The 23,949-nt window shown below is 59.8% G+C and carries 29 protein-coding genes; 21 read left to right on the top strand and 8 right to left on the bottom strand.

Annotation, left to right across the window (positions count from 1 at the left end; translation table 11 throughout):
* The 7 genes from ACQY7U_RS01770 to ACQY7U_RS01740 all read left to right on the top strand — a co-directional run.
* Nucleotides 1–291: ATP-binding cassette domain-containing protein (locus ACQY7U_RS01770; RefSeq protein WP_428641351.1), on the top strand; the 291-nt coding region annotated here is incomplete at its 5' end.
* Between the two features lie 102 nt (nucleotides 292–393).
* A complete protein-coding gene (locus ACQY7U_RS01765) occupies nucleotides 394–852 on the top strand; it encodes a cyclic nucleotide-binding domain-containing protein (protein ID WP_428641349.1) in 459 nt (152 codons plus the stop codon).
* Between the two features lie 10 nt (nucleotides 853–862).
* The gene (locus tag ACQY7U_RS01760; RefSeq protein WP_428641347.1) at nucleotides 863–1,687 is read left to right on the top strand and encodes an MBL fold metallo-hydrolase; all 825 of its coding nucleotides are present in this window, start codon (nucleotides 863–865) and stop codon (nucleotides 1,685–1,687) included.
* Nucleotides 1,688–2,123: 436 nt separating this feature from the next.
* Entirely contained in the window at nucleotides 2,124–3,482 is a 1,359-nt protein-coding gene (locus ACQY7U_RS01755; RefSeq protein ID WP_428641345.1) for an adenylate/guanylate cyclase domain-containing protein, read from the top strand.
* 190 nt (nucleotides 3,483–3,672) lie between these two features.
* Entirely contained in the window at nucleotides 3,673–4,440 is a 768-nt protein-coding gene (locus ACQY7U_RS01750) for an SDR family NAD(P)-dependent oxidoreductase (protein WP_428641343.1), read from the top strand.
* Nucleotides 4,441–4,599: 159 nt separating this feature from the next.
* Nucleotides 4,600–5,106 (top strand): hypothetical protein, encoded by a 507-nt coding sequence (locus tag ACQY7U_RS01745; RefSeq protein WP_428641341.1) that lies wholly within the window; start codon nucleotides 4,600–4,602, stop codon nucleotides 5,104–5,106.
* Nucleotides 5,107–6,348, top strand: a complete 1,242-nt coding sequence (locus ACQY7U_RS01740) for an HlyD family secretion protein (protein ID WP_428641339.1) — start codon at nucleotides 5,107–5,109, stop codon at nucleotides 6,346–6,348.
* Nucleotides 6,349–6,403: 55 nt separating this feature from the next.
* Here ACQY7U_RS01740 and ACQY7U_RS01735 read toward each other — a convergent pair whose 3' ends face one another.
* Nucleotides 6,404–6,793, bottom strand: coding sequence for a VOC family protein (locus ACQY7U_RS01735; RefSeq protein WP_428641337.1), 390 nt, complete (start codon nucleotides 6,791–6,793; stop codon nucleotides 6,404–6,406).
* Between the two features lie 86 nt (nucleotides 6,794–6,879).
* On the opposite strand from ACQY7U_RS01735, the gene soxR reads away from it, so the two are divergent.
* Nucleotides 6,880–7,350 carry a redox-sensitive transcriptional activator SoxR gene (gene soxR / locus ACQY7U_RS01730; protein WP_428641335.1) on the top strand — a complete coding sequence of 157 codons (471 nt, stop codon included), beginning with the start codon at nucleotides 6,880–6,882 and terminating at the stop codon, nucleotides 7,348–7,350.
* 78 nt (nucleotides 7,351–7,428) lie between these two features.
* Here the strand turns inward: soxR and ACQY7U_RS01725 are convergent, their stop codons facing one another.
* Nucleotides 7,429–7,686: a YjhX family toxin gene (locus ACQY7U_RS01725; RefSeq protein WP_428641333.1), complete on the bottom strand. Its 258-nt coding sequence runs from the start codon at nucleotides 7,684–7,686 to the stop codon at nucleotides 7,429–7,431.
* Nucleotides 7,687–8,490: 804 nt separating this feature from the next.
* Here ACQY7U_RS01725 and ACQY7U_RS01720 point away from each other — a divergent pair.
* Nucleotides 8,491–8,793, top strand: a complete 303-nt coding sequence (locus tag ACQY7U_RS01720; RefSeq protein WP_428641331.1) for a phosphatidylglycerophosphatase — start codon at nucleotides 8,491–8,493, stop codon at nucleotides 8,791–8,793.
* A gap of 61 nt (nucleotides 8,794–8,854) precedes the next feature.
* Here ACQY7U_RS01720 and ACQY7U_RS01715 read toward each other — a convergent pair whose 3' ends face one another.
* Both ACQY7U_RS01715 and ACQY7U_RS01710 read right to left on the bottom strand, forming a co-directional pair.
* Nucleotides 8,855–9,097 (bottom strand): DUF6455 family protein, encoded by a 243-nt coding sequence (locus ACQY7U_RS01715; RefSeq protein WP_428641355.1) that lies wholly within the window; start codon nucleotides 9,095–9,097, stop codon nucleotides 8,855–8,857.
* 804 nt (nucleotides 9,098–9,901) lie between these two features.
* Entirely contained in the window at nucleotides 9,902–10,159 is a 258-nt protein-coding gene (locus ACQY7U_RS01710; RefSeq protein ID WP_428641329.1) for a hypothetical protein, read from the bottom strand.
* A 613-nt stretch (nucleotides 10,160–10,772) separates the two neighbouring features.
* On the opposite strand from ACQY7U_RS01710, the gene ACQY7U_RS01705 reads away from it, so the two are divergent.
* The 8 genes from ACQY7U_RS01705 (at nucleotide 10,773) to ACQY7U_RS01670 (ending at nucleotide 17,485) form a co-directional block, all read left to right on the top strand.
* The gene (locus ACQY7U_RS01705; RefSeq protein WP_428641328.1) at nucleotides 10,773–11,819 is read left to right on the top strand and encodes a flagellar hook-length control protein FliK; all 1,047 of its coding nucleotides are present in this window, start codon (nucleotides 10,773–10,775) and stop codon (nucleotides 11,817–11,819) included.
* A gap of 10 nt (nucleotides 11,820–11,829) precedes the next feature.
* Nucleotides 11,830–12,126, top strand: a complete 297-nt coding sequence (locus tag ACQY7U_RS01700; protein ID WP_428641326.1) for an EscU/YscU/HrcU family type III secretion system export apparatus switch protein — start codon at nucleotides 11,830–11,832, stop codon at nucleotides 12,124–12,126.
* A gap of 204 nt (nucleotides 12,127–12,330) precedes the next feature.
* A complete protein-coding gene (gene gatB, locus ACQY7U_RS01695; protein WP_428641324.1) occupies nucleotides 12,331–13,812 on the top strand; it encodes an Asp-tRNA(Asn)/Glu-tRNA(Gln) amidotransferase subunit GatB in 1,482 nt (493 codons plus the stop codon).
* Between the two features lies 1 nt (nucleotide 13,813).
* On the top strand, nucleotides 13,814–14,209 hold the full coding sequence (locus ACQY7U_RS01690) for a GFA family protein (RefSeq protein WP_428641323.1): 396 nt from the start codon (nucleotides 13,814–13,816) through the stop codon (nucleotides 14,207–14,209).
* A gap of 21 nt (nucleotides 14,210–14,230) precedes the next feature.
* Nucleotides 14,231–14,665 (top strand): hypothetical protein, encoded by a 435-nt coding sequence (locus ACQY7U_RS01685; RefSeq protein WP_428641321.1) that lies wholly within the window; start codon nucleotides 14,231–14,233, stop codon nucleotides 14,663–14,665.
* 6 nt (nucleotides 14,666–14,671) lie between these two features.
* Nucleotides 14,672–16,204, top strand: a complete 1,533-nt coding sequence (locus ACQY7U_RS01680) for an ArnT family glycosyltransferase (RefSeq protein ID WP_428641319.1) — start codon at nucleotides 14,672–14,674, stop codon at nucleotides 16,202–16,204.
* A 50-nt stretch (nucleotides 16,205–16,254) separates the two neighbouring features.
* Nucleotides 16,255–16,719 carry an N-acetyltransferase family protein gene (locus ACQY7U_RS01675; protein WP_428641317.1) on the top strand — a complete coding sequence of 155 codons (465 nt, stop codon included), beginning with the start codon at nucleotides 16,255–16,257 and terminating at the stop codon, nucleotides 16,717–16,719.
* 58 nt (nucleotides 16,720–16,777) lie between these two features.
* A complete protein-coding gene (locus ACQY7U_RS01670) occupies nucleotides 16,778–17,485 on the top strand; it encodes a glutathione S-transferase N-terminal domain-containing protein (protein WP_428641315.1) in 708 nt (235 codons plus the stop codon).
* Between the two features lie 126 nt (nucleotides 17,486–17,611).
* Here ACQY7U_RS01670 and ACQY7U_RS01665 read toward each other — a convergent pair whose 3' ends face one another.
* Nucleotides 17,612–18,031 carry a DUF2147 domain-containing protein gene (locus ACQY7U_RS01665; RefSeq protein ID WP_428641313.1) on the bottom strand — a complete coding sequence of 140 codons (420 nt, stop codon included), beginning with the start codon at nucleotides 18,029–18,031 and terminating at the stop codon, nucleotides 17,612–17,614.
* 508 nt (nucleotides 18,032–18,539) lie between these two features.
* Between ACQY7U_RS01665 and ACQY7U_RS01660 the strand changes: the two genes are divergently transcribed.
* Nucleotides 18,540–18,779, top strand: a complete 240-nt coding sequence (locus ACQY7U_RS01660; protein WP_428641353.1) for a hypothetical protein — start codon at nucleotides 18,540–18,542, stop codon at nucleotides 18,777–18,779.
* 381 nt (nucleotides 18,780–19,160) lie between these two features.
* On the opposite strand, the gene ACQY7U_RS01655 is transcribed toward ACQY7U_RS01660, so the two are convergent.
* Nucleotides 19,161–19,895, bottom strand: a complete 735-nt coding sequence (locus ACQY7U_RS01655; RefSeq protein ID WP_428641311.1) for a substrate-binding periplasmic protein — start codon at nucleotides 19,893–19,895, stop codon at nucleotides 19,161–19,163.
* A 140-nt stretch (nucleotides 19,896–20,035) separates the two neighbouring features.
* Entirely contained in the window at nucleotides 20,036–20,776 is a 741-nt protein-coding gene (locus ACQY7U_RS01650; protein ID WP_428641309.1) for a DUF930 domain-containing protein, read from the bottom strand.
* 330 nt (nucleotides 20,777–21,106) lie between these two features.
* On the opposite strand from ACQY7U_RS01650, the gene ACQY7U_RS01645 reads away from it, so the two are divergent.
* The 3 genes from ACQY7U_RS01645 (at nucleotide 21,107) to ACQY7U_RS01635 (ending at nucleotide 23,092) form a co-directional block, all read left to right on the top strand.
* Nucleotides 21,107–21,631, top strand: coding sequence for a hypothetical protein (locus tag ACQY7U_RS01645; RefSeq protein WP_428641307.1), 525 nt, complete (start codon nucleotides 21,107–21,109; stop codon nucleotides 21,629–21,631).
* Entirely contained in the window at nucleotides 21,628–22,140 is a 513-nt protein-coding gene (locus tag ACQY7U_RS01640) for a GNAT family N-acetyltransferase (RefSeq protein WP_428641305.1), read from the top strand. The genes ACQY7U_RS01645 and ACQY7U_RS01640 overlap by 4 nt, the downstream gene beginning before the upstream one ends.
* Before the next feature lie 166 nt (nucleotides 22,141–22,306).
* Nucleotides 22,307–23,092, top strand: a complete 786-nt coding sequence (locus ACQY7U_RS01635; protein WP_428641303.1) for a hypothetical protein — start codon at nucleotides 22,307–22,309, stop codon at nucleotides 23,090–23,092.
* A gap of 305 nt (nucleotides 23,093–23,397) precedes the next feature.
* Here the strand turns inward: ACQY7U_RS01635 and ACQY7U_RS01630 are convergent.
* The coding region (locus tag ACQY7U_RS01630; RefSeq protein WP_428641301.1) for a tyrosine-type recombinase/integrase at nucleotides 23,398–23,949 on the bottom strand (552 nt) is incomplete at its 5' end.

Genomic DNA, 23,949 nt, shown 5'->3' with positions numbered 1-23,949 from the left:
CCGATCATCTATGCCGGCTTCGGGTATCACGTCGGGGTTGCGGGGTCCCGGCTGTCGGCGGGGCAGCGCCGGCGTATTGCTTTGGTCAGAGGCCTTCTGAAAAACGCAAAAATCACCATATTGGATGATATTGCTACCGGTATGACAGAAGACGACAAAGCTTTGCGCGACGGTCTGCGAAAAATACTTTCAGGTAAGACTTTCCTATTTGGAACGTCCAACGCCGACATTGCTGCCGAATTCGACCAGCAGTTTGTTTTGGATCAGGGACGAATTTCAGATAAAGGGTAAGAACATGGCAGGCAATACTGGCGAGCCGCGAGTCTACTGGATTCGCTCTCGCGGTCGAAAACAAACAGGCTTTGAAAAGCAAAACCTGCCGGGGAGGAAAAGATGACTCTGGAAGCTGAGGTAGAAGCTCTCCGAAAGGTGCCCCTTTTTCACGGGATCGACGAAACCAAGTTGCGTCTCCTGGCCTTCATCAGCGACCGGACCGAATATCCGGCTGGTGAACATCTTTGTAACCAGGGCGAGGAAGGCGATTGCGCCTTTATCATTCTCTCAGGGACCGCGGACGTTCTGGTCAATACGCCGGAAGGCGAGAAGAAAGTCGCCGAGGCATCGGAAAATTCGATCGTCGGTGAAATCGCCATTCTCTGCGACGTTCCTCGTACCGCGAGCCTTGTTGCGGCATCCAACATGGATGTCCTGACTGTTTCCAAAGACGATTTCTTGAAACTCTTGAAAGAATTTCCGGATATCTCGCTGGAGGTCATGCGGACGCTGGCCTTGCGGCTCGAGCGCACGACCCGCGACCTGGCGGACGCGCGCCGGGGTGCGTCCGGCGGTTAGGGAGTGATACGTGGCTGAGGAATTCCTGCTTCGCTGCTGGGGCGCCCGGGGGTCAACCCCGACGCCAGGGGCAGATACGCTTCGATACGGCGGAGAAACAGCGTGTTTTGAAATCCGTGCAGGCGATGCCCTGGTGCTCGTGGATTGCGGCTCTGGCGCGCGGAACCTCGGAATGGAGCTGTGCAGCTGCGGGGCGCGTTCGTTCGACCTGCTCTTCACCCACACGCATCTCGACCACATCTGCGGTTTGCCCTTTTTCAAACCCGCCTATGATCCGAATTTCGAAGTGACGGCCTGGGCCGGCCATTTCCAGGATGAAACCAGCCTGATCGATATCGTCAGCCGGATCATGTCGCCGCCGATTTTCCCGGTAGCCGCCAAGACGCTGAAAGCCGTCGAGTTCAAGTCCTTCGAAGCCGGGCAGCCGATCCCGCGTTCCGACGATCTTGTAATCAAAACGACCCGTCTCAATCATCCGGGCGGTGCCTGCGGTTTCCGTTTTGAATATCACGGTAAATCGATCTGTATCATCACCGACCACGAGCATGGCGATCCCGAAATTGATGCCCATTTGCCGCACTTCGTGAAAGACGCGGACATCATGATCTATGATGCCATGTTCACGGACGACGAATACGAGACCTACAAGGGCTGGGGACACTCGACCTGGCAAAAGGCGCTCCAGCTCGCAAAGGCAGGAAACGTGAAGACGCCGGTTCTGTTCCATCACGATCCGCGCCGCTCCGACGATGAGCTGGACGAAATCGGTCTCGCGGCCCAGGACGCCTATCCCGGAACGCTGGTTGCCAGCGAAGGCATGATCCTGCGGCCCTGAACGTTCCAAAAAATAGGCGGCCCAATCGGCCGCCTGAAAAAGTAATTGATAAAAAATGGCCGCCCGCCGGTTGCAGAGTGCGGGAACCCTTTTGGCGCAACCGGAAAGTGACTGAAAGCAGCTTGAAAGACCGTTGCCTCCCGCCACACGATGCGACCAGCAGTTGTTTACAGCGTGTATGCATCAATTGCATGATCCATTTGGACCATACGGCGAAAAAAACTGGCGCAGCCGGGTCAACTCGCTGCCGGGTCCAACTCCACCGCCGTCAAAGCCGATGAAAGTCAGATGTTCAAACCGGTCTCACTTTCGCGCGCGGCTTATTGCGCTTTCTCCCTTGAGAGAGGAAACTCGGACAACTCATGCGAACCGTCATGATCAAGGCGTCCATCTGATGTTTCCTTGTTCGCGACGGTTCGCATCAAGCGCTTGAGACATGATGAGTCCATTCCAGCAAACCGTACTCCATATTCTTCGGGGCGGGCCGCCCGAAACCGGAATTCCTGACCGGGTCCGGGCGGAGATACGCGCACGCGAGGCGACCTCCGAGCGGCTGATCGGTTGGATCCAACTGGGGCTGGTTCTTTTCTTCACCACCCTTTACGCGATTGCGCCGCGTGCCGAAGGGTCCGCAGGGTTCAATTTTGTGCCCTTTGCACTGGGCGCCTATTTCCTGTTCACCGTGTTGCGCCTTTTCCTGTCTTACAGGTTCGAACTGCCGCGGTGGTATCTGTTGATCTCGATCGGCGTGGACATGGCGCTGCTGGTCGGCCTGATTTTTTCCTTCCACATCCAGTACAACCAGCATCCGACCTTCTATCTGAAGACCCCGACGCTGATGTATGTTTTCATCTTTATCGGTCTGCGCGCGCTGCGGTTCGATCCGCGCTTCGTGCTGACGACCGGGCTGGTTGCCATGGCCGGCTGGCTGGGGCTGGTTTTCTATGCCGCCCTTGCCGACATGGATCACATGCGGGTGACCCGCAACTATGTGGAATATCTGACCGGCAATACGATCCTGATCGGGGCCGAACTCGACAAGACCATCGTCATCCTTGCGGTGACGATCATCCTGTCCGTTGCGCTTTACCGCGGCCGATCCATGCTGATCGAGGCAACAAGAGAACATGCGGCAGCGACGGATCTGCGCCGATTTTTCGCCCCCGAAGTGGCTGCCTCGATCACCGGTGCGGATACGGCGTTGCAGGCGGGTGAGGGGAGCTTGCGCGAGGCCGCGATCCTTTACGCCGACATCCGCTCCTTCACCGGAACCTCGGCAACACTGCCGCCCGAAACCGTTCTGGCGGTTCTGGCCGAATACCAGAACCTCGCCGTGGAGGTGATCAACCAGGAAGGTGGCCGGGTCGACAAGTTTCTCGGAGATGGAATCCTGGCAACCTTCGGGGCGGTCCATCCTTCGCAAACCTATGCCGCCGACGCTCTCAAGGCGGCGTCCCGGCTGGTGGCCGCCGTCGAAGCCAATCAGGAAGCCTTCCGGGCTGCGGGGTGGCCGGTCTCCCTGAGGGTCGGCACGGCGGTTGCCGCAGGGCCGGTGACCGTCGGCGTGATCGGATCCCGAAACCGGCTGGAATTCACGGTCATCGGGGACGCGGTGAACCGGGCGGCCAAACTCGAGGACGCCAACAAGGTGCAGAAGTCGAAAGCCCTGACCGACCGGGCCACCTGGGAACTGGCGCGTGCGCAAGGATATCGCGAGCCCGCTGCCGAAGAGCGGCCCGCCATCAGTGTCGCCGGAGTCGAGAGGCCACTCGATCTGGTTGTCTTTGCAGATTAACGCTGGCCGCTCCTCCATAAGCGGCGGACGGGAAACCTCCGGTCAGGCAACCGTGCTTTCCGGAAGTCTGTGCGAATAGGCTTGACCGACGCCCTGAACTCGGCCACTTTGCCCGGCAAATTGACCTTTTCGTCAATTGATCTAATAAAATTCGTTGAATTACAATGAATTAAAGAAACAGGAGGCTGTCGTGAAACTGGATTCTTCTTTTTCCGCCGTCGTGACCGGTGGCGCATCCGGCCTTGGGGCTGCAACGGCGCGCATGCTGGCAGGCGAAGGGGTCAAGGTCACCCTGTTCGACCGGAACGCGGAGCAGGGCGAAGCACTGGCTGCCGAAATCGGCGGTTTGTTTGCCGAAGTCGATGTCACCAATCAGGAGAGCGTCGAGGCCGGTTTCGAAAAGGCCCGCGCGGCTCATGGCCAGGAGCGTATCCTGGTCAATTGCGCCGGGATCGCCCCGGTGGCCAAGACGACTTCCCGCGGTGAACCGCACCCGATGGACATGTTCGAGAAAGTGATCGCGGTCAATCTTGTCGGTTCTTTCCGCTGCCTGTCCATCGCCGCCACCGGCATGGCCGCGCTCCCCCCGGTCACTGCGGACGGGGGACGCGGCGTGATCGTGTCGACCGCCTCGGTCGCCGCATTCGACGGCCAGATCGGTCAGGTTGCCTATGCGGCCTCCAAGGCAGGTGTCGCCGGAATGACGCTCCCCGTGGCCCGGGACCTGTCCAAGTCCGGGATCCGCGTCATGACGATCGCCCCCGGAACGTTCGAGACGCCGATGCTGCTCGGCCTCTCCCAGGAAGTTCAGGACTCGCTGGGCCAGCAGGTGCCGTTTCCGTCGCGTCTCGGAAAGGCCACGGAATACGCCCAGCTCGTCAAGGCGATCTGTGAGAACGACATGCTCAACGGCGAAACGATCCGCCTCGACGGCGCGATCCGCATGGCGCCCCGCTAGGAAACAAAGCGAGGTTGCGCGCCTTGCGCGCAGCCTCCTGTGCCTTCGTGGCGCGCAACGGTTGCTATTTTTTTGCACCCGGAGTCGACTTTCCTTTTCATTGTCTCGTCGCGGCGTGTAATTCTTCAGGTTGTACGTTCAACAACCAGGGAGTGGGGAATGGCCGAACACGCGCACGAACTTGCGCCTCATCATCTTCCGTCCTTCTTGCCAGGGGCCGACGGCAGTGATCCGCTGATGACGATCATGACTATCGTCCTCATTGTTGGGGTTATTCTCATCGGCACCTTCTATCTGCACCTCCACTCCCTGCCGGAGCGCCTCGCGCACAAGCATCACCGAGTTCAGTTCGAGCTCGTTGCCGTGCTGGGCTTGCTTGCGCTGTTCACGCACAACACCGTTTTCTGGGTCGCAGCTCTTCTGCTTGCCTTCGTTCCGGTGCCCGATTTTGCCGCTCCCATCAATTCCATTGCCGCCTCGCTGAACCGGATCTCGAACCGGACCGTCACGCCGCCTGCGGCAATGGCTTCAGGCGAACCGGAAGTGGGGACCGGAGATGCCGAAGTCTCTTCCGATCCGGACGCGACCCAATCGCCGCCCACGGAGACAAATGTCTCCGGCGTTCATGCGCGCGCGGACGTCTCACCGGAAGGGAGGGACGGGTAAATGTTTGAACTTCTTTTTTGTTCGCTGCTTACCATTCTGCCGGATTTTCTTTTCCGCCGCTATGTGCAGGGCAAGCGCATCGGGCACGAAATCACACTCTATTCTGTCTGGTTCGAATTGCGTTACGGTATCGTCACCTGTCTCATGCTGACGGTTTCCCTGATCACGTTGATTTTCTACTATCATCCGACCGCGGTAACGGCGGTCAGCACTTTCCGGACCATTCCCATCATGCCGGAGAGCCCCGGGCGGGTTGTGGAAACCTTCGTGCCGGTCGAACTCGAAACGCAGGTCAAGGCGGGTGATCCCATCTTCAAGCTCGACAGCAGCCGGCAGAAGGCAGACGTTGTCACGGCGCAGCAGCAGGTCGTCGAGATCGAGGGTGAACTTGAGCTGGCAAAAGGTGAGTTGGCGGTTGCCAACGCCCAGGTCGATCAGGCCAGGGCGTCGTTGAAGCAGGCGCAGGACGAGCTGGACACGCGGCAGGAGCTTTATCAGCGCAATGCCAATGTCGTCAGTGAGCGGGACATCGAGAAGCTGCAGAACACGGTAGATGCCCGCAGCGGCGCGCTGAGGGCGGCAGAGGCGCAGCAGGAACTCGTCCAGACAAAGCTCGACGTGGCGCTGCCCGCGAAGCTCAAAAGCGCACAGGCAAGACTGTCGGAGGCACAGGTCGAACTTGACAAGATGACGGTCTATGCCGGTGTGGATGGCACGGTCACCCAGTTCCTCCTGCGGCGCGGCGACATAGTCAATCCCTTCATGAGGCCAGCGGGTATTCTCATCCCGGCCGACGCGCAAAGGGAGCGCATTGTGGCTGGCTTCGGGCAGATCGAAGCACAGGTGATTAAGCCGGGCATGGTTGCGGAGGCTTTTTGCGGAGCATTGCCTTTCAAAGTCATTCCGCTGGTGGTTGCCGACGTCCAGACCCAGTTGGCGTCCGGTCAGATCAGCACGGGAAGCACGCTGATCGACACGAGCCAGACCGTCAAACCATCGACCATCACGACGCTGCTAGAACCGCTTTACGAAGACGGTCTCAGGGAGTTGCCGCCCGGAGCGGTCTGTATCGTGAATGCCTACACCAGCAATCACGACCGGCTGTCGTCCGGCGAAGAGATCGGCACCGGGGAGTTCATCTTCCTGCATGCGGTCGACACGGTCGGTCTGGTGCATGCCATGATCCTGCGGTTGCAGGCCTTGCTCTACCCGATCCAGACGCTGGTGCTGACGGGGCACTGAGCGGAGAACAGATAACCGGAAAGGGCGGCCAATGGCCGCCCGTTTCATTTGAACGTCAGTCCGTGTAACTGACGATTTCGAATTCGATGCCGTCGTCGTCATCGAAGTAGAACCTTCGGCCGGGTTCGTAGTCGGCATGATTGCGGGTCTTGTAGCCGCCCGCCAGAATGCGCTGTTCGGTGGCATCCAGGTCATCGACGACAACGGCAATGTGATTGAGGCCGCCGTGGTGGCTGTAGCTTTCGTCCCTGACCGGCAATGTGGCCTTTGGAGGCGTATAGGCGGCGATGTAACTCGTCTCGTTGCCGATGTGATAGGTCGTGCCGCCTCCCAGGCTGTCGCCTTGCCAGCGGATCTCCCAGCCGAACCACTCGTTCAGCCGTTTTGCCGTGGCCTCCGGATCGCTGACGGTTACATTCACATGTTCCAGAAATGCAGTGCTCATTTGGGTCCTCTCAAGAATTGACTTGAAGCAGACACCGGAGATAATTCCTCAAGTAAGGTTGAGGTCAAGAGCAGAAAGCATAAAATTTGAATAAGGTTATAAGGGCAACTGACTTTCTCTCGATCGGCGAGTTGGCGGATCGTACCGGACTTTCCGTTTCCGCCATCCGGTTCTACGAGGAAAAGGGCCTGGTTCATCCGGCGCGAAATTCCGGAGGGCAGAGGCGGTTCCTGCGCGCCGACATTCGCCGCCTGTCCTTTGTACTGGTGGCGCAGGAATTCGGTTTTTCGATTGCGGAAATCGCGGCTCAGCTCAGTCGCCTGCCCGAGGGCAGGGCGCCAACCAAGGCGGACTGGACCAGGATTGGCAGGGATTTTCGCAAGCATCTCGACGAGCGTATCGAGCGCATGACGGCGCTTCGCAACAAGCTGGATGCCTGCATCGGTTGCGGTTGCCTTTCGATGAAAACCTGCCAGCTCTATAACGCGGGGGACGCGGCCTCCCGCCACGGGCGGGGTCCACGTTATCTGCTGGGCGACAGGCCTGATGTCGAATGAAAGGCTTCAGTGAAGGACTGCCGGCCGGGATCCGCCTCACAGACCCCGGCCAAGTCCGGTTATTCAACCAATCTCGAGTTACCTGTTGTCCAACTGCGCCCTGACGCGCTTCAATCCGAGCCGGGTGATCCGGTAGGGACCGCTGTTTCTGGACGCAATCAGACGCCTGTACTTGAGTTTGCGGAACAGGTGCTGCGAGCACCCGCCCCAATACCAGCCGTCACGGGTAACGGTTTCATGTTTGACGACACGGCCGTCCTCGTCTTTCTCCACGAGAATGCAGCCGCCTTGAGCCAGCAGGTGCAGGACCTGCTGCTCGGCCTTGGAAATATCCATTGAATTTGAGAAGCCTGAATTTGAATGCACTGACGCAGCCGCTGCAGCAAACCGCATGCAGCGCCGGTGTTCACAGCCCCGGCAGATGTCAGCCGGGGATCAACGGGTCTCGCGTGATCCGCGCATAAAACCTCTTCATTCAGACAAGGGCGCAATTAACATGGACGCGGGGACGGGAACAATCTGCGCCTGCTGCAAGCGGGCCAGAAGCCTACGTTCTGATGGCAACTGTTGCTGTTTTGCGACTGGAGCCGAGAGGCCCTCAAGCGCTTCAGCTGTGCTCTGCCGGCCAATATCCGTTTTCCGGATTGCGGGAAACGGCGAGTGCCTTGACGTCGCGCGAGCCACAAGTGCCGCAGGTGAGGGTTTCGCTCACGGCGGACACCTTTTTGTCTCCCGCAAAACGCGCGGAGTTCATGTAGCGGAAGCGTCCACAGGACTTGCACAAAATGGCCAGCCGGCGGTCCGATTGACTTAGAGAATTTATGGTTGGGTCGTCGGACTGGGTAGGAGCAAGCAAGGACATGGCCGAAAATTCTTTTCTTCTGGAAATATTGGCCGCGAACGGCAGGTCGCAATTATTCTCCCTTTATTTAAGGTAGCACAAAGGCTTGAAAAACAAAATCACGGCGACTTGTGCGCGGTTCTATACGACACGGCTTAATTCGGAGGCCGACGATAGCGAGGACTGCCTTGATGGCCTGCGATGCTTGCGCAGGGACGGGCTTTTTAACAATTGCTGCGGCACCGATCTTTGAAAAAAGTGCCCTCGCTTTTTGACCGGCGCGGCGGTATGAGGAGCGCATGACGACACTCTCTGATACCTGGTTCGATCTTTTCGAATTGTCCGGTCTGCTTAACCCGATCGCATTGCTGATCGGGGCCTATCTGGGATGGCGGGCGGATCATCCGAAGAAACTCTGGATCGCGGCGTTCGCGGCCGCGGCCCTGTCCCTCATTCTGGAGGCCGTCGCAGGGCTGGTGCATGTGCCGCTGCCGATCTCGCAGGATGCCGGAGCTCTGGCCATGTTCCCTTTCCGCTTCGTCGGCGGCCTGGCGGCAAGCGGTCTTGCCTATTGGGTCAACGGGAAGCGGAAAAAGGCGTAATTCCAAAGAGAGCACACAAGACGCCTGCTTGCCTGCCGGCGTCCTGTGCTTGTGGTGCTCCTCAGGATTCCAGCCAGTTCTTGAACAGGTGTGCGTTCGGGCATTCCTGCATCGGCGCTTCGGCACCGTCTTCGTGGCTGTCCAGCCATTGGCGGCAGGCTTCGGTTTCCCTGCAATTGATGCAGCGAATGGCTGCCGAGCGCAATTCGATGTTGGCATGAAGGCCTGTCGGTACAGACTTCATGGCGTCGATGGTTCGTAACATTCGTCCCATCAGCTCAGCGCGTTCGTTGAGGCGGTCCATCCAGTTCACGCTGTTCTCCTTCGGCCAGTTCGCGTCGCGTCGCGTTGCGATCGCTCGGCGTTTTCATGGGCCGGAAACCCGGACAGTTTCCCGGCGAATGAATACATCTTGCCTGATGCGGGCGAGCGAAACCTTGATCAGGGTCAAGGCTGGGCAAGCCTGAAGAAAGCGGCCATACTTTGCGTCCCTGAGTCCTGCATGGCGCCGGACCTGTCCTTTTGCGCTTCTGGCATCCGGAGATGTTGGCATGGTTCTATCGGTGAGCGCACAACCGCTCCCGCAGGCAAGCGGCGGAAGTCCTGTTGTTGAGGGGCTGGAGCCGGGAACGGAACTGAAGGCCCGCGTTGAGGCGAACCTGCCCGGCGGCGTCGTTCGCCTGACGTCCAACGACGCCAGGGTCGACCTGCGCGTTGCCTCACCCTTGCCGGTCGGTTCCGAGGTCACGGTAACGGTCACCGGCAGCAAGCAGCAGCCCGCCATCCAGATCACCGTATCCGGTGCGCCGCAGGGGCCGGCATCCGCACCTCAGCAAACGGGCGGTCAGGCCGGTGGCCCGACTGTCCCGGCCAACTCGGCAACGGCGCAAACCCCGGGTGCGCAACCCGCCCTTCCAAGACCATCGCCCGCCCTGACCCATTTCGTTCAGACGCTGCCCGTTTCCCCCCAACCGGCCGCGCCGGCAGGAGAGACAGCTCCCCAACCGCCCCAGGCTCCCGGCGGGACCGCCGTTTCAGGCAGTACTCCGGGCAATCCGACCGTCCCTGCGCAGGGCCAGCTGGCATCCCTGACCGTCAGCACCGGCAATCAGGCTGTCCCGCCTCCGGTGGGGGCGCCAAGCCCGGCGCCGGCAGGTTCCGCTTCGCAAGCATCGCCGGTGCCGATCACCTCGACCGCTGCACCTGCCGGTCCGCCGCAGGCCTCCGCTTCCGGGCAACCCGGCGCCACGCTCACCACACCAGGGGCATCCTCGTCGGCGGCCCGTCCGGACACAATTACAGGCGCGACCGGCACTTCTACAGGCGCGACCGGCACTTCCGTTGGTGGGGCCTCTGGCGCAAACACCGGGGCCGCCCTCCAACCGCCACCTGCGGCGAGGCCTCCGTCGCGGGAACCTGCGGTGCCATCCTCCGATTCCACCCCGGGGAGGCCGGCCGCCTGGGCGCAGCCAGTACTTCAACCGGGACCTGGGCAATCGGTTGGCGGAGCTGCCGCCCAGGGACCGCAGCAACCGGCTGCGGGAACGCCCGCTGCTTCAACAGTTACGGGAGCTGTCCCGGGCCGAGTTGCGCCCGGTCCGCAATCGGGATATTCGCCTGCAACGGCAATACAAGCAGGTCCGACCGTGCAATCGGCGCCACAGGCTGGCGGGCAAGGAGTTGCCCAACCGGGCCACTCCACCGCGTCTATGTCAGCTTCCCGGCCGCAGTCAGGGGGAACCGCAAACCCGGCTGCCAATGTTCCGCAAGGGGTTGATCAGGCCGCAAGCCGGCCGGTATCCCCCGTACCAACTTCCTCACAAGGGCAGACCAATCCCGTTTCGGCGGGGTTGCTGGCGTCCGGCTCCAACTCTGCAGAAACCGCGCGGACCGGCCCGGTGCCGACAGGCCTTCCCCGTGGACCGGAGCTTGCGTCACCGGGAGCAGGGGGGACGGTCAGCGCGCCTGCGGCAAGGCCGGTGCTGCAGGACACAACACTGGCGCGGGCAGGAGTGCCGCCACCCTATGCCTCGATGCCGGGGAAAGCGCCCATGCCGGGAGACAGCCAGGGCATTTCCAAGGGACCTCCCGGACCGGTCAGGCAGATCGCCGAAAACCTGCAGGGGCCCTTGGCCGAACAGCAGGCTGGTCTTGGAAACCTGTTCGCCCAGATCGGAGCGCTGGTCGGCGCCCGTTCGGAAGGCAAGGTCTCCCTGCCGGATCCGGTGGTGAAAGCCATGCAGCAGATCCTTGGTCTGCGGCTCAATCCGTCAGCGAATCTGAGCGGCAAGGACCTGCAGGCTGCTGTGCGTCTTTCCGGCCAGTTCCGGGAAGCGCAATTGCCGTCGCCGGGCGGAGGACAACAGCCTTTGCCGGACCTGAAGTCCGCGCTGCTGTCCCTGAAGTCGCTGTTGCAGCAATTCGGAGCCGAAGCCCGTATCAACCGCCCGGCGGGGCAACCGGTAACGCCTTCCAGGCATGGTGCCCCGCGTGGACAGGCCCAACAAAGCGGCGGAGGATTCTGGGCTGGTGACACGGCGCAGAACCTGAAGTCCCTGCTGCAGGAAACGGATTCCGCCCTTGCCCGCATTCGGCTTACCCAGCTTGTGAACTCGGGGCTCGCCAAGGACGACGGTCCGCGTCATGCCTCCCGGCCGATGGATCTGGTGCTGGAATTGCCGATTGCCCTCGGTCAGGAGACCGGAGTGATGCAGATGCAGGTCGGCAGGGATGGTGGCGGCAAGGACGGCGAAGACGAACACGAACCGGCCTGGCGGTTGCGGTTTGCGCTCGACCTGACCGCGACGGGTCCACTGGAAGCGGCGATCAGCCTGCGCGGCGGCGGAACCTACGCCAGCCTCTGGGTCGACAGGAAGGAAACCTTCGACCACCTGAACGCCCTGCGGGAGACGATGGAGGCCGCCTTTGCCGATGCCGGACTCGACCTTCAGGAATTCCGGCTCATCCGGGGCCTTCCGCCCAGAACCGCCGCCAGATCCGGCGCGCTGATCGACAGACAGTCATGAGGATGTCCCAGTGAGCGAAGAGGAAAAACCGCGCAAGAAACTGGCTGTCGCCCTTCAATACGACAATGACGCCGCTCCGGTCGTGACGGCGAAGGGGGCAGGGTCGGTTGCCGAACAGATCGAGAAGCTGGCGCGCGAAGCCGGTGTGCCCATCGAGGAAAACCCGATGATGGCCGAAGCGCTCTCCCAGATCGAGATCGACCAGGAAATTCCGATCGAGCTTTATCAGGCGGTTGCCGTCCTGATCGGATTCATCATGCGCACGGGCAGGGCCAGGCATCCCCGGATGACCTCAGAAGAGAGCTGATTATCCTTCCTGCGCCTTGAACGGCCGCTGTGAGGCGTCAAAAGGGCTTCGGCCTGTGCGAAAGCGGGCATTTCCTGCAAGGAAATCCTTGCAGGCAAGGCAATTCCCGAATAGGTCATCAAACGGCCAGATATTCGCGCCGCAGCAATTCCTCACAGCTGCCTGACAGGGCGTGGAAAGACTAGAACAGGATTTTTGACGAACATGACGATTGTCGACGTACGCACACCCGATCCGAAGAAATTCATCAAGGGCGCGACCGGCGATTGGGAAATCGTGATCGGCATGGAAGTGCATGCTCAGGTGACTTCCGAAGCCAAGCTATTTTCCGGCGCCTCGACCGAATTCGGCAACGATCCAAACAACAACGTCAGCCTCGTGGATGCGGCCATGCCAGGCATGCTGCCGGTGATCAACGAGGAATGCGTTCGTCAGGCGATCCGCACCGGCCTCGGTCTCAAGGCGGAAATCAACCTGAAGTCGGTTTTCGACCGCAAGAACTATTTTTATCCCGATCTGCCGCAGGGCTACCAGATCTCCCAGTTCAAACAGCCGATTGTCGGGGAAGGCAAGATCCTGCTCGACATGCCGGACGAACAGGTCGAGATCGGCGTCGAGCGCCTGCACCTTGAACAGGACGCCGGCAAGTCCCTGCACGACCAGCACCCGACCATGTCCTTCGTCGACCTGAACCGCTCGGGCGTGGCGCTGATGGAAATCGTCTCCAAGCCGGACCTGCGCTCGGCTGACGAAGCCAAGGCCTATCTCACCAAGCTTCGCACCATTCTGCGCTATCTCGGCACCTGCGACGGCAACATGGACCAGGGCTCCATGCGCGCCGACGTCAACGTGTCCGTGCGCCGTCCGGGCGGCGAGTTCGGCACCCGCTGCGAGATCAAGAACGTCAACTCCATCCGCTTCGTCGGTCAGGCCATCGAATATGAGCCCCGCCGTCAGGTGGCGATCCTGGAAGATGGCGGCGAGATCGATCAGGAAACGCGCCTCTTCGATGCGGTCAAGGGCGAAACACGGTCCATGCGCTCCAAGGAAGAAGCGCACGACTACCGCTATTTCCCCGACCCCGACCTGCTGCCGCTGGAATTCACGCAAGGTTTCGTCGACGATCTGGCCCAGCACCTGCCGGAGCTGCCGGACGACAAGAAGAACCGTTTCATCAATGATTATGGCCTCTCCGCCTATGATGCGGACATTCTGGTGGTCGAAAAGGCTTCCGCCGATTTCTTCGAGGAAGTCGCCAAGGGCAGGGACGCCAAGCTTGCCGCCAACTGGGTGATCAACGAGCTGTTCGGCCGTCTCAACAAGGAAGGCAAGGACCTTTCGACGAGCCCGGTCTCCGCTGCGCAACTCGGCGGCATCGTCGATCTCATCAAGGACGGCGTCATTTCCGGCAAGATCGCGAAGGACCTCTTCGAGATCGTCTGGACCGAAGGCGGCGACCCGGCGAAGATCGTCGAGGACCGCGGCATGAAACAGGTCACCGACCTGGGCGCGATCGAGGCAATCGTCGACGGGATCATCTCCGCCAATCCGGACAAGGTCGAACAGGCCAAGGCAAAGCCGGGTCTGCTCGGCTGGTTTGTCGGCCAGGTGATGAAACAGTCCCAGGGCAAGGCCAACCCGCAGGCCGTCAGCGACATGCTGAAACAGAAGATCGGACTGGAATAATATGGCCGGTGAGGGAGTGACCACGTCCGTCGATCTGCCCATCACCGGCTCCTGCCATTGCGGTGCTGTGTCTTACGAAATGAAGACGCAGCCCCGCCACGCAGTTATGTGCAACTGCTCGATCTGCCGCCGTCTCGGCACGGTCTGGGGCCACGGCGAAGTCGGCGCGGTTTCCGTATCCGCGGCCGCCGATGCGACGCTTGCCTACTCCTGGGGCGACAAGGATCTGGCCTTCCACAGCTGCCGGACCTGCGGCTGTACCACCCATTGGGAAGCCATCAAGGGCGAGGGCAAGGGCCGCATGGCGGTCAACCTGAGGCTGGCGGAACCGGGCACCATCGAGGCTATCGGTCTGAGGCATTTCGACGGCGCGGACAGCTGGACGTTTCTGGACTGAGCTTTCACCTGAGAGGGCTGAATGAGGCATAATCGGCTCTTGGCAGTGGCGCATAACTACGCAGCCTCTTTGGCCAGTGGCCTCGGCTTTGTCATCGGCCATTGGTCGACAGATGTTTTTGCAGAAGCAGCCGGAAACGCAGACAACTGCATTGAAGTAGATTTCCTCAACGGCTCTGTCACCCATGGTTTGGCATCACGAAATTTTCTGGATGCCTTGAAGGCCTACAAGGCCGGGTTTTCTTCCTTTTGCCTGAAAAACGGCGTCGTCCGCAGGGATTTCTCCTGCTTTCGCGCGCGTTATTTCACACTTGGGAAGTTTGTCTATTTCACCGTTTTTGTTACGGATCGCAGGGGCAAATCGAGCATTCGGGAGTATGAAGGTTTTCCTGGCCGGCGTGTCAAAGTGGTGGATCCACTGGGTCGGCCAAGACCAAAGCGTAGCGTTGGAAAATAAGTCTCAATGCCGAATTCGAAATCCGATCGTATTCCGCTTTACGCAACGCCCCTCGGCGTCTGGGCCATCGTGGCGCTCTGGGGGCTGTCGCATATCCTGCTCAGGGCGCTCAATACGCCAGTGCTCGGCACCGACGACATGTTCGAGAATGTTCTCGTGCAGACGCTGGAGCCCGGCTACATGCTGCGCCAACCGCCGCTTTACGAGTGGCTGCTGTGGTCCTCGCAGCAGGTCTTCGGGCCGACGATCCAGGCGGCGCTCTTTGTCAAATACGGGTTGATCTCTCTTGCAGCCCTTTTTCTGTTCCTGATCGCCCGCAAGGCGATCTCCGATCCGCGGCTCGCCGCGCTCTGTGCCTTTTCCTATTCGCTCTATTACCAGTTTGGCTGGAACCTGCACGAGGGCGTAACCCACACCGTGGTGCTGACGGCCGCCTGCGCGGTGAGCGCTTTCCTCTTCATCAAGGCACTGGAGACCGGACGGCTTTCTTTCTATCTGCTCTTCGGCCTTGTGGCCGGGGCCGGGCTTCTTGCCAAGCATTCCTACCCGCTTTTTGTGCTGGCGCTGGTCCTGGCGGCGGCGAGCGACCGGGTGTGGCGTCCGAGGCTTCGTCTTGCAGGACTTCTGCTGGCTCCACTGGCGGCGGCCATTGTCTACAGTCCCTATGCCTGGTGGATCCTGAGCGATGGCATGACCTTGCTCGGATCCATGTCGCGCACCATGGGGGTAACGGCTGAGACCTCGCACATCGTGCGGGCGGGGGAGGGACTCGGCAAACTGGCCTTCGGCCTGCTGGGTTTCTCCGTGCCGCTGCTGCCCTTGCTTCTCTTGCTGTTCTGGCCGCGCTTCCTCGGAAAGAAGGCACCTCAAACGCCGGCCGTCAACGATGTTGCCCGCTTTTGCGGACGCACGGTTCTGATCATGATCGCGCTGACGGCCATCATGATCGTGGTGACAGGGGCGACTTACGTCAAAGAGCGGCACATGCACCCGCTCCTGCTGCTTCTGCCGATCTTTCTCTTCGCCGATCTTGAACGCTTCGGCTTCCAGCGCCAATGGCGATGGCTGGCGGTCATCGTGGTTGCCCTCGTAGCGGTGGTTTTCGCCGCCCGGGTGCCCGGCCTGATCGCCCCGGACAAATTCTGGTGCGGTGGCAAGTGCCGCCACATGAAGCCCTATGCCGATCTGAAAGTCCCGCTGTCGGAACTCGGCGCGGCCAATGCCACGCTGATAGCCGACAACGGCTACACCGGCGGCAATCTGCGGGTTCTCTTTCCCACGGCCCGTCTTGTCACCAAGGCCATTCCAGCGAGAACTCCGCCGCGTGAAAAGTGCTTCTTCGTTTGGGAAGAGGGCGACAGGGAACCGCAGGTTCCTGCGGGAGACCGCTTCGCAAAGGCCGCCTTCTGGCAAGCGGACGCACCTGCTTCCGTTCGTTATCTGACAGGCGCCTGGCCGCATCTCTTCAGGGAAAAGGGCTGGCGCACCACCTGGTGGGGCGTCGCGGAACTCGATCCCGCTGCACCGGTTTGCCGGTAGCGAATTCCGCTTGGCCTTCCCTTGCCACATTCAAATCCGGTTCGGAAGATATGAGCAAGCAAGTTACCGTCGAAAAAGCCCGCCCCGAACACCTTCGCGACATCGTTGCCATCGTCAACGCCGGGGCGACCAGCGTGCGTGCGGGCAAGGATTTTGCTGACTGGCAGGACTACCGGCCGGCCTTCGACGCACTGCGCGAAGCTGCCGAGGCGGACATCTATGTCGCTCTCGATGAAACCGGCGAGGTGGTCGGAACCTTTCAGATCCATTTTCTGAAGGGCTTTGCGTTCCAGGGACGCCCGCGTGTCCAGCTGGAAAGCGTGCATGTGCGCCCGGACCGGCGCGGCACCGGCATCGGCCGCACGATGATGGAAAGGGCCGAGGCGCTGGCAAGGGAGGCCGGTGCCTGCATGGTCCAGCTCACCTCCAACAGGGAAAGGGAAGGCTCACACCACTTTTACCGGAGGCTTGGTTACGATCAGAGTCATCTGGGGTACAAGAAGATGTTTGTCTGAGCGTGTCTTTTGAAGTCTTCTGAACCACAAGAGATGCCAACGGGAGCAGGGGACTTCGATGACAGTATCCCAGGAAAAGCCGATAGACCTCTATTACTGGCCGACACCGAACGGCTGGAAGATCTCCGTCATGCTGGAGGAACTGGGTGTTCCCTATGAGGTGAAATACGTCAATATTGGCCGGGGCGAACAATTCGATCCGCATTTCCTGTCGTTTTCGCCCAACAACCGCATGCCGGCGATCATCGATCCGGAAGGACCGGACGGTGAGCCGATCAGCGTTTTCGAGTCCGGCGCCATACTTCAGTATCTCGGCCGGAAGTTCGGAAAGTTCTATCCGCAGGACGAGCGCGAGCGTGTCGAGACCGATGAATGGCTGATGTGGCAGATCGGCGGCTTCGGTCCGATGCTCGGTCAGAACCATCATTTCCGACACTATGCCCCTGAAAAGGTGCCATACGGCATTGAACGCTACTTCAACGAGACCCACCGGCTTTACAAGGTACTGAACCGCCGTCTTGAGGGCAGGGACTACGTCGCCGCCGGGCAGTACACCATCGCGGACATGGCCATTCTCGGCTGGGCCCTGCGCTGGCAGCGGCAAGGGATCGACCTGGAAGAGTTTCCGGACGTCAAGGGCTGGCTGGACCGTCTGCAGGCGCGTGAAGGGGTGCAAAGAGGCCTGGCCGTGGGGGCGGACGATCAGCACAAGCTGGTCATTGCGGAGGACAAGAAGGCCCAGAGCATCCTGTTCGGCCAGAAATAGCTCTCCACCCAGGAGCCTGGCTTTTATTCCCCCGCCGCGTTACCGGTAATGATTGCGCCACACGTTCATACCGGAAATTGCGGCGGAGGATTTGCCGGATCGAAAGGTCCGGCAAATAGGGGAAGGCTATTCCACCCTGTTCCAGGTTTCGCCCTTGCAAATGAGCCCGCCCATCACGCAGCCCTCCAGCTTCAGCTTGTTGACCGAGGTCAGTTCGATGAAACCGGTATAGGTCTTGCCATCCTCGGCGTTGTAGACCTTGCCCTTCCATTGGCCCGCCTTGCCGGTCGGTTGCATGGACCGGACAATCTGAACGCCGAGCAAGGACCGGCTGCGTTTTGAGACATCCGGGTTCTCCGTGTCGTTGCGCGGATCACGCAGCCAGACGAGTTTGCCGCACAGCGACTTGCCGCAGGACGTGATGCGGATCTTCGAGGCGCCGTTCGGGCGAACCCAGTCGCCCCTGGCATCGGCCGCAAGGGCCTGCGCCGTGGTGATCACGAACAGGCCGGCCGCTGCAACCGCCGCCACACAGGGTTTCAGCATTCATTCCTCCCAAGGTGAATACATTCCGTTTACGGAAGCGGAAGGTAAAGAGTCTTTCCCTTGCTGAAAACCCGTCTCCCTACGTCACATGTCAGGTTTTTTCCAAAGGCGCCAAACGGTGGCGGCGGTTTCAGCCATTGCCATGAGAAAGGGTTCGAAAGCGTAGAAACGAATCCATGGTGAACGAAATATTGACGGGCCCTGTCAAATTTTCGAAGAATGTGATTGATAACAAAAGAGAATTTCGGAACTGATGCTTACCGTCCCGTAAATTTCAGACTTGATTAAATCTTTATTCGGATTGCGTTAAACCTGTCTATTAACGGGCCTTTTAACTGCTGCTGCTGAAGTGGACCTCAAGAAACGCAGCGGAATTTTCCGCATATGCATGGCGTTTCTTGGGAGCGGAGCAGACGCCGGCATTCAGGGAAAGCAGGGGTGCTCCGAAAAGTCTGACAGAGGACGAAAGGAGAGCATCATGGCTCGTTTTGAAATGCATTCGGCCGATATGGCCATCATGGGCGAAAAGCCGGTAACCGCCGATATCCTGTTCCAGATGGGGCTCGACAGCGCCAGCGGCCGTCACGGCAGTACAGATCTTGTTACCGCACACAAGTGGTTCAACATCGCAGCCCTGAAGGGCAACAAGGAAGCCGTCCGGTATCGCAAGGAAATCTCCGGCGAAATGAGCCCGTCCGAGATTGCCGAGGCGCAGCGTTCGGCCCGCGAATGGCTGTCGATGCATTGATGCGGGGCAGGGCTGCCGGCCTTACGGCACCTGAACCGGACATGTTCAACTGACGCGGCAGGTGTTTTGCTGCCGCGTCCGGAATTTTCATTTCTATTTGCCATTCGCCCCATATCCGTCAACGGACCGGGCAACACTGTGCTCGTTCCAGAGTGACCGGTCGATTTCCCTTCCCGGCGCATATTCCAGGCCGGTGACGGTTCCGTCGTTTTCATCCAGCGCAAACTTGCAGGAAATTTCGGGCCGGACCCGATTGGCTCTGAACGATCCGCAACCATGTCTCCCCAACTGCAAGCGGTATACCTGAAGGCAAGCGCTGCCAGGCATGTCACCGCATGCCGGTCGCTGCCACCGATTGCGGGCTGATGAATGGAACATGCTTTAGTTCATCAGCGAGTAGCGCATCAGGATGCGGTCGTAAGTGCCGTCGTCCTTGACACTTTGAAGGCCCTGCCGGAACCGCTCAATCAAGTCCGGGTCGGAGGACTTGCTGAAGGCCATATAGAGAAAACGGGAGAGGTCCTCCAGCCGGTAAGCCGGTTCGAACATCGCCGCGTCCATGCCGTCCCGGCGGACCTGATAGTAAAAGGAAGCTTCGTCGAACGGCACCAGGTCGATCCGCCCGTGTGCAAGCTTGCGCATGTTCAGGAGGTCCTCCCCCACCAGTTCCAGGTTGGTGAAGCCTTTTCCCTTGAGATAGAGATAATTGACGTTTTCGAGCGACACGCCGATGGAATATTTTCGCGCGTCCTCGAGGGAGTTGAGCTTGATTTCTTTGTTGGCGGCCAGTTTGAAGAACGATGTTGCGACAGGGGTGATGACGCCAACCCATTCGAACAGATCCTCCCGCTCCGGGATGCGGGCCATGGAATAGATCAGAGTGTTTTTTCTTGTCTGGGCAAGTCGATAACTTCGCGCCCAGGGGTAGAATTCGATCTTCGCGTCGACCCCGGTCTCCTCCAGTACTGCCTGGACGACCTCTGTCGCCATTCCCTTTGCATCGCCGTTTTCCTGGTAGTTGTAGGGCGGCAGTTCCTCGGTGACGATCAGGACACCCGAGGCGCCGGCCGGCGTCAGGACCGACAGAAGCAGGGCTGCGGCCAGGAGAAGGCGCATGATGGGTCCTCGTGCGTTTTTCCGCATCTTACGCCGAAGGCGAAGCCTCCGACGTTTTGGCAAGGGTGTTTAATACATTTCTCGAAGCCTAACATGTCTTCATGCCGAGCGTAGCCCTGACAAATTTGATAGGGCGGTCCCTAGTGGACCGGGGCAAGACCGAACTCGTCCCAGAGTGCACGGTCGATTTCCTTCCCAAAAGCATATTCGAACTTCTTGACGGTCCCGCCGGTCCGATCGAGCACGCAATTGTAGGAAATCTCATACCAGACCAGATTGCTCCTGAGCGCTGCTGCCGGGGCGTGGACCACATTGCCTTTCCGGTAACTGTTGCGGAAGGCATGCGGAGAGACCCGCGTCGGCCGAAAGCCGGGAAAAGCATTCCGCACCTGTTCCATCGCCTCAAGAGCGCAGATCTGGTCGGCCTGATCGGCGCTTGTAAGTGTCGCCAGTTTGATCCGCGCTTCCTGTGACCTCGGATCATTCAGGACACCTGCGGCGTATAGACTGGTCGCGGTCACCCACGTGGGCGAGGTTTCAGCTTCAGCCGGGGCGCGGGAGCCGGATCTGGCGGGAATGTCAGGCTGGGGCACATCCCGAACCCTTGCAGTCGATAGCGAATCCGTCGGCGCATCTTCAGTCAGCCCAGTCGTGTCAGGTTGCCCCGTCCTGGCCGGACCGGACAGATCCTCCAAAGCCGGTGCCGGAGGCTGATAGATGAGTTCGACCGATATCGGGGCCGGCGCAGATGACCGGTGCATAGTCTGGGTTGCCACACCGGACAGCAGTGCCAGGAATGCAAGGTGCATCCAGATCGCACAGGCCCAGGGAAAGCGGTCCGCGATCAGGTGATGGAAGCCTGCCGTGCCCGCGTAGCCCACCGGTTCGCTCCGTTGCCGAAATTCTTGTCTGCAATCTGAAGCCGAAATCTGTGTCGGATTTGTGGTGCCCGCGCAGGCCTGTCCGATTCAAAGGAGAACAAGCGGAGCATTGAACGAAGGTCCGGATAACCCCCGTTGCACTTGCATGGGGCAATGCAGAGATGATCCTTCCGGACCTGGTTGTAGTTGTGGTGGAGACGCGTTGTGGTTTTGACGGGTGAATGTTACTTAGGGTAAGCTTGGGGAGTTTGGACAATTCTAGGTGGCTGTCCCGGGAGCTTCCGGCAGGCGTGCCAGCCGGCAAGACCACGGGGTCGAATGGGAGGTGACATGGCTGAATCTTCGTACAAGCTGACCCGGAAATATTACAATCCCGCAGGCCACGTCACGAGCGCGGGCGAATCCTCCAACATCAACATGTTTGACTTCGGGATCGTGCTGATGGGCGACAAATCCGCCCTTGGTTACTGCCCGATCTGCTTTGGACATATGCCCTGGGAAGGGGCCACGGAAGACCATATCGTTACCGGAGACCAGTTTCTCGGAGACTACAACGAGTACATGACCAACGAGGAGTACAACGCCGGAACCAACATCATGTCGGCACACCATCGTTGCAACTCGTTCAAGAGTGAGACGGATCTTTTCGCCTATTGGCGCGCGCACCCCGAAAGGCTCCATCTTACGCAGAACCAGTACAGGGCCTTGATCGCCATTCTCGATCATCTTGCCGAACGTGGAATGGCATCGATGACCAACATCGCCCCGAGCAAATGGCACGAAACGGTGTTCAAGATCGTCAGGTCTGTTCAGAACCGGGATCCGGACTTCGTGCATCTGTCCGTAAAGAAATGAAGATACGCCTGCGGCCTGCCCATCCCGGTGACCGAGAGGCGGTGCTGGCGATCGTCGGCAGGCCCGATGTGTCCGCCACGCTGATCCTCGACCCGGCCTCGAGTGCCCAAAGGTATGTCGAGACAGGGCTGCGCGGCAGCTCCGGCGCACTTTATGTTTACGTCAGGAATGGTGAAATCATCGGTGGTGGCAAGCTTGAAAATGCCAGTTTCAGCTATTTCGTCCATCCGGATTTCCAGGGCAGGGGGCACGGCAAGGCCATTGCCGGCCGGCTGCTGTCATTGCTGCTCCGGCGCTGTCCGGCGGGACCGGTCCTGCTGACCATCCGCCGCGACAATTCCGCCTCCCGGAGCATCGCCGAGTATCTGGGGTTCCGCTTCGCCGGCGCGGACGGCCTGTCGCCGCATTGCCTCCACTTCGAACGCGCCGCCGAAACGGATATCGGCCGCGCGGCTGGCGTGTTGTCCCCTGACAGGCCAAGGCGCAGGCCGGCTGACCGGCTGCGATAATCCCAAAAGCGCAAGATCCACCGGAATTGACAGGAACCATTCTTGGCCGAAACAGCATGCATGCACGGAAAAAGTGTGTCTTTGTTCACGCGCTCTTAACCATAAACGGAAATAAGCTCATGGCCGATTGAGTGAAAACTCCAAGGTATTTCAGAGAGTTCGTGCCATGTTCAAGCGTGCTGCCATTTTCCTGTCCGCCTTCTTGTTGCCAATTCCGGCGTTCTCCGCGGACCCTGCTCCGGACGGTCAGTTGAATTTCAACCGGTCTGTTCTACGCGGAAGTCTCGGGCTGCGGTACTGGTACAGCCAGTCGAGCTATGACATCTCGGTCGACAGTTCCCGGTCCATCGACACAGATGACCGCAGCGCACACTCGGCCGAACTGACGTTCCGCCTGGAAGACACGACAAGCAACGCGTTTTCGCGCGGATATGTCGGTCTTGGCAAAAATTCCGGAGGCGAACAATCCTATTACGGCCGCAAGTCGGACAGCCTGAAATCGACCGCTTTGAAGTACATAACCGTTGATGGCGGCTGGCAGCTGGCGCAATGGCAGCCCGGAAACGCAAGGCTCGACGGTTTTGTGGGTTACCAATATCTGTCGGATCACATCATTGCGAAATACTCGGACGATCTGTTCCGGATTGACAATACGTGGCATGCCATTCGCATGGGTGTTGCCGCCAGCGGCGACTTCACGGATCGCTTCGGTTGGTCGGCGGATCTGGCAGCCGTGCCCTGGAGCTATCATCAGGTCCAGGAAGCAACCAGCGCCTATACCTATGGCTTTGAGGCGGACGCCATGCTCAATGTCAATCTGACCCCGTCCTGGCAGATGGCGATGGGCGGCCGGTACTGGTGGCTGAAATCCGATTTCCAGAGAACGATCATCAAGCACGACGACACCTACCAGCGCTACGGGCTGCTGGTCGAAGGCAAATACAATTTTTGAGGCTTTTGCGGCCTGGGGACAGGATTGCGAGAGCCCGTGCCGCAGCCTCTGATACCACTTCCGGACCTGAGAACCATCTCACGCTTCCTGTTCCGCTTTCGACTTGGACGTTCTGCAAGGCGCGGTGCATTTGTTGACGATTTCGCCGATTAAAGGCACGTGCGGACGGCGTGGAAAAACTGCCTTGGGATAGAAAAAGGGCTTGCTTCCAAAGGCTGTCGCCACTAAACGGGACTGACCGGAGAGGTGGCCGAGTGGTCGAAGGCGCTCCCCTGCTAAGGGAGTGTAGGTTTTAATGAAACCAATTACTTAGAAGCCTTACTCACCAGTTTCCCCCAATTTTCCCCCACTTCCGTCGCACTTTTGCGAACATCCGAGTGCTCCAAGTGACCATAGGTCTCCATCACGAGACGGCCCGAGGACCAGTGCCCGGCGTCCTTGACGAAGGCCAGTGACTTGCCCGCCTTGAGCAGATTGGTGGCGAAGGTGTGCCGCCCTGCCTGATGTGGTGTCAGGTAGGGGACCTTCGCCTTCTTGCAGGCGCGCTTCAGGGTCTCATAAACGCTTCGGCGCTCGGCATAGCCGAAGATCGAGGCCGTTTCGCTCTCGGGCAAGTTGGCGATCATCACCTGAACCCAGATCGGGAACTCGACGATCTTGGGTTGGCCGCGCTTGTCGAAGCCGATCACGGCGGTTCGTTTCTCCAAGTCAAAATCTGCAAACAAAGCCTCTGATATCCGGCAGCCAGTGGTCGCCAGGAAGGCAAGCAGGGCCGCGAGGCGCGGCGGCAATTGCGGGATGAGCTTCTCGAACCACTCGACAGAGGCTGCTCGCATCGGAGTCTTCTCAACCTTAGG

Source organism: Roseibium sp. (assembly GCF_050301095.1).
In the GTDB taxonomy this organism is placed as follows: domain Bacteria; phylum Pseudomonadota; class Alphaproteobacteria; order Rhizobiales; family Stappiaceae; genus Roseibium.
This window is presented reverse-complemented; position numbering and strand designations above follow the sequence as displayed.

Coding starts and splice junctions, on each gene's coding strand:
- ACQY7U_RS01660 (WP_428641353.1), top strand. CDS start 18,540: ATGGCCATCATGGGCGAAAAGCCGGTAACCGCCGATATCCTGTTCCAG.
- ACQY7U_RS01655 (WP_428641311.1), bottom strand. CDS start 19,895: ATGCGCCTTCTCCTGGCCGCAGCCCTGCTTCTGTCGGTCCTGACGCCG.
- ACQY7U_RS01685 (WP_428641321.1), top strand. CDS start 14,231: ATGAGGCATAATCGGCTCTTGGCAGTGGCGCATAACTACGCAGCCTCT.
- ACQY7U_RS01680 (WP_428641319.1), top strand. CDS start 14,672: ATGCCGAATTCGAAATCCGATCGTATTCCGCTTTACGCAACGCCCCTC.
- ACQY7U_RS01735 (WP_428641337.1), bottom strand. CDS start 6,793: ATGAGCACTGCATTTCTGGAACATGTGAATGTAACCGTCAGCGATCCG.
- ACQY7U_RS01675 (WP_428641317.1), top strand. CDS start 16,255: ATGAGCAAGCAAGTTACCGTCGAAAAAGCCCGCCCCGAACACCTTCGC.
- ACQY7U_RS01635 (WP_428641303.1), top strand. CDS start 22,307: ATGTTCAAGCGTGCTGCCATTTTCCTGTCCGCCTTCTTGTTGCCAATT.
- ACQY7U_RS01755 (WP_428641345.1), top strand. CDS start 2,124: ATGATGAGTCCATTCCAGCAAACCGTACTCCATATTCTTCGGGGCGGG.
- ACQY7U_RS01740 (WP_428641339.1), top strand. CDS start 5,107: ATGTTTGAACTTCTTTTTTGTTCGCTGCTTACCATTCTGCCGGATTTT.
- ACQY7U_RS01725 (WP_428641333.1), bottom strand. CDS start 7,686: ATGGATATTTCCAAGGCCGAGCAGCAGGTCCTGCACCTGCTGGCTCAA.
- ACQY7U_RS01720 (WP_428641331.1), top strand. CDS start 8,491: ATGACGACACTCTCTGATACCTGGTTCGATCTTTTCGAATTGTCCGGT.
- ACQY7U_RS01690 (WP_428641323.1), top strand. CDS start 13,814: ATGGCCGGTGAGGGAGTGACCACGTCCGTCGATCTGCCCATCACCGGC.
- ACQY7U_RS01665 (WP_428641313.1), bottom strand. CDS start 18,031: ATGCTGAAACCCTGTGTGGCGGCGGTTGCAGCGGCCGGCCTGTTCGTG.
- ACQY7U_RS01640 (WP_428641305.1), top strand. CDS start 21,628: ATGAAGATACGCCTGCGGCCTGCCCATCCCGGTGACCGAGAGGCGGTG.
- ACQY7U_RS01765 (WP_428641349.1), top strand. CDS start 394: ATGACTCTGGAAGCTGAGGTAGAAGCTCTCCGAAAGGTGCCCCTTTTT.
- gatB (WP_428641324.1), top strand. CDS start 12,331: ATGACGATTGTCGACGTACGCACACCCGATCCGAAGAAATTCATCAAG.
- ACQY7U_RS01645 (WP_428641307.1), top strand. CDS start 21,107: ATGGCTGAATCTTCGTACAAGCTGACCCGGAAATATTACAATCCCGCA.
- ACQY7U_RS01745 (WP_428641341.1), top strand. CDS start 4,600: ATGGCCGAACACGCGCACGAACTTGCGCCTCATCATCTTCCGTCCTTC.
- ACQY7U_RS01715 (WP_428641355.1), bottom strand. CDS start 9,097: ATGGACCGCCTCAACGAACGCGCTGAGCTGATGGGACGAATGTTACGA.
- ACQY7U_RS01670 (WP_428641315.1), top strand. CDS start 16,778: ATGACAGTATCCCAGGAAAAGCCGATAGACCTCTATTACTGGCCGACA.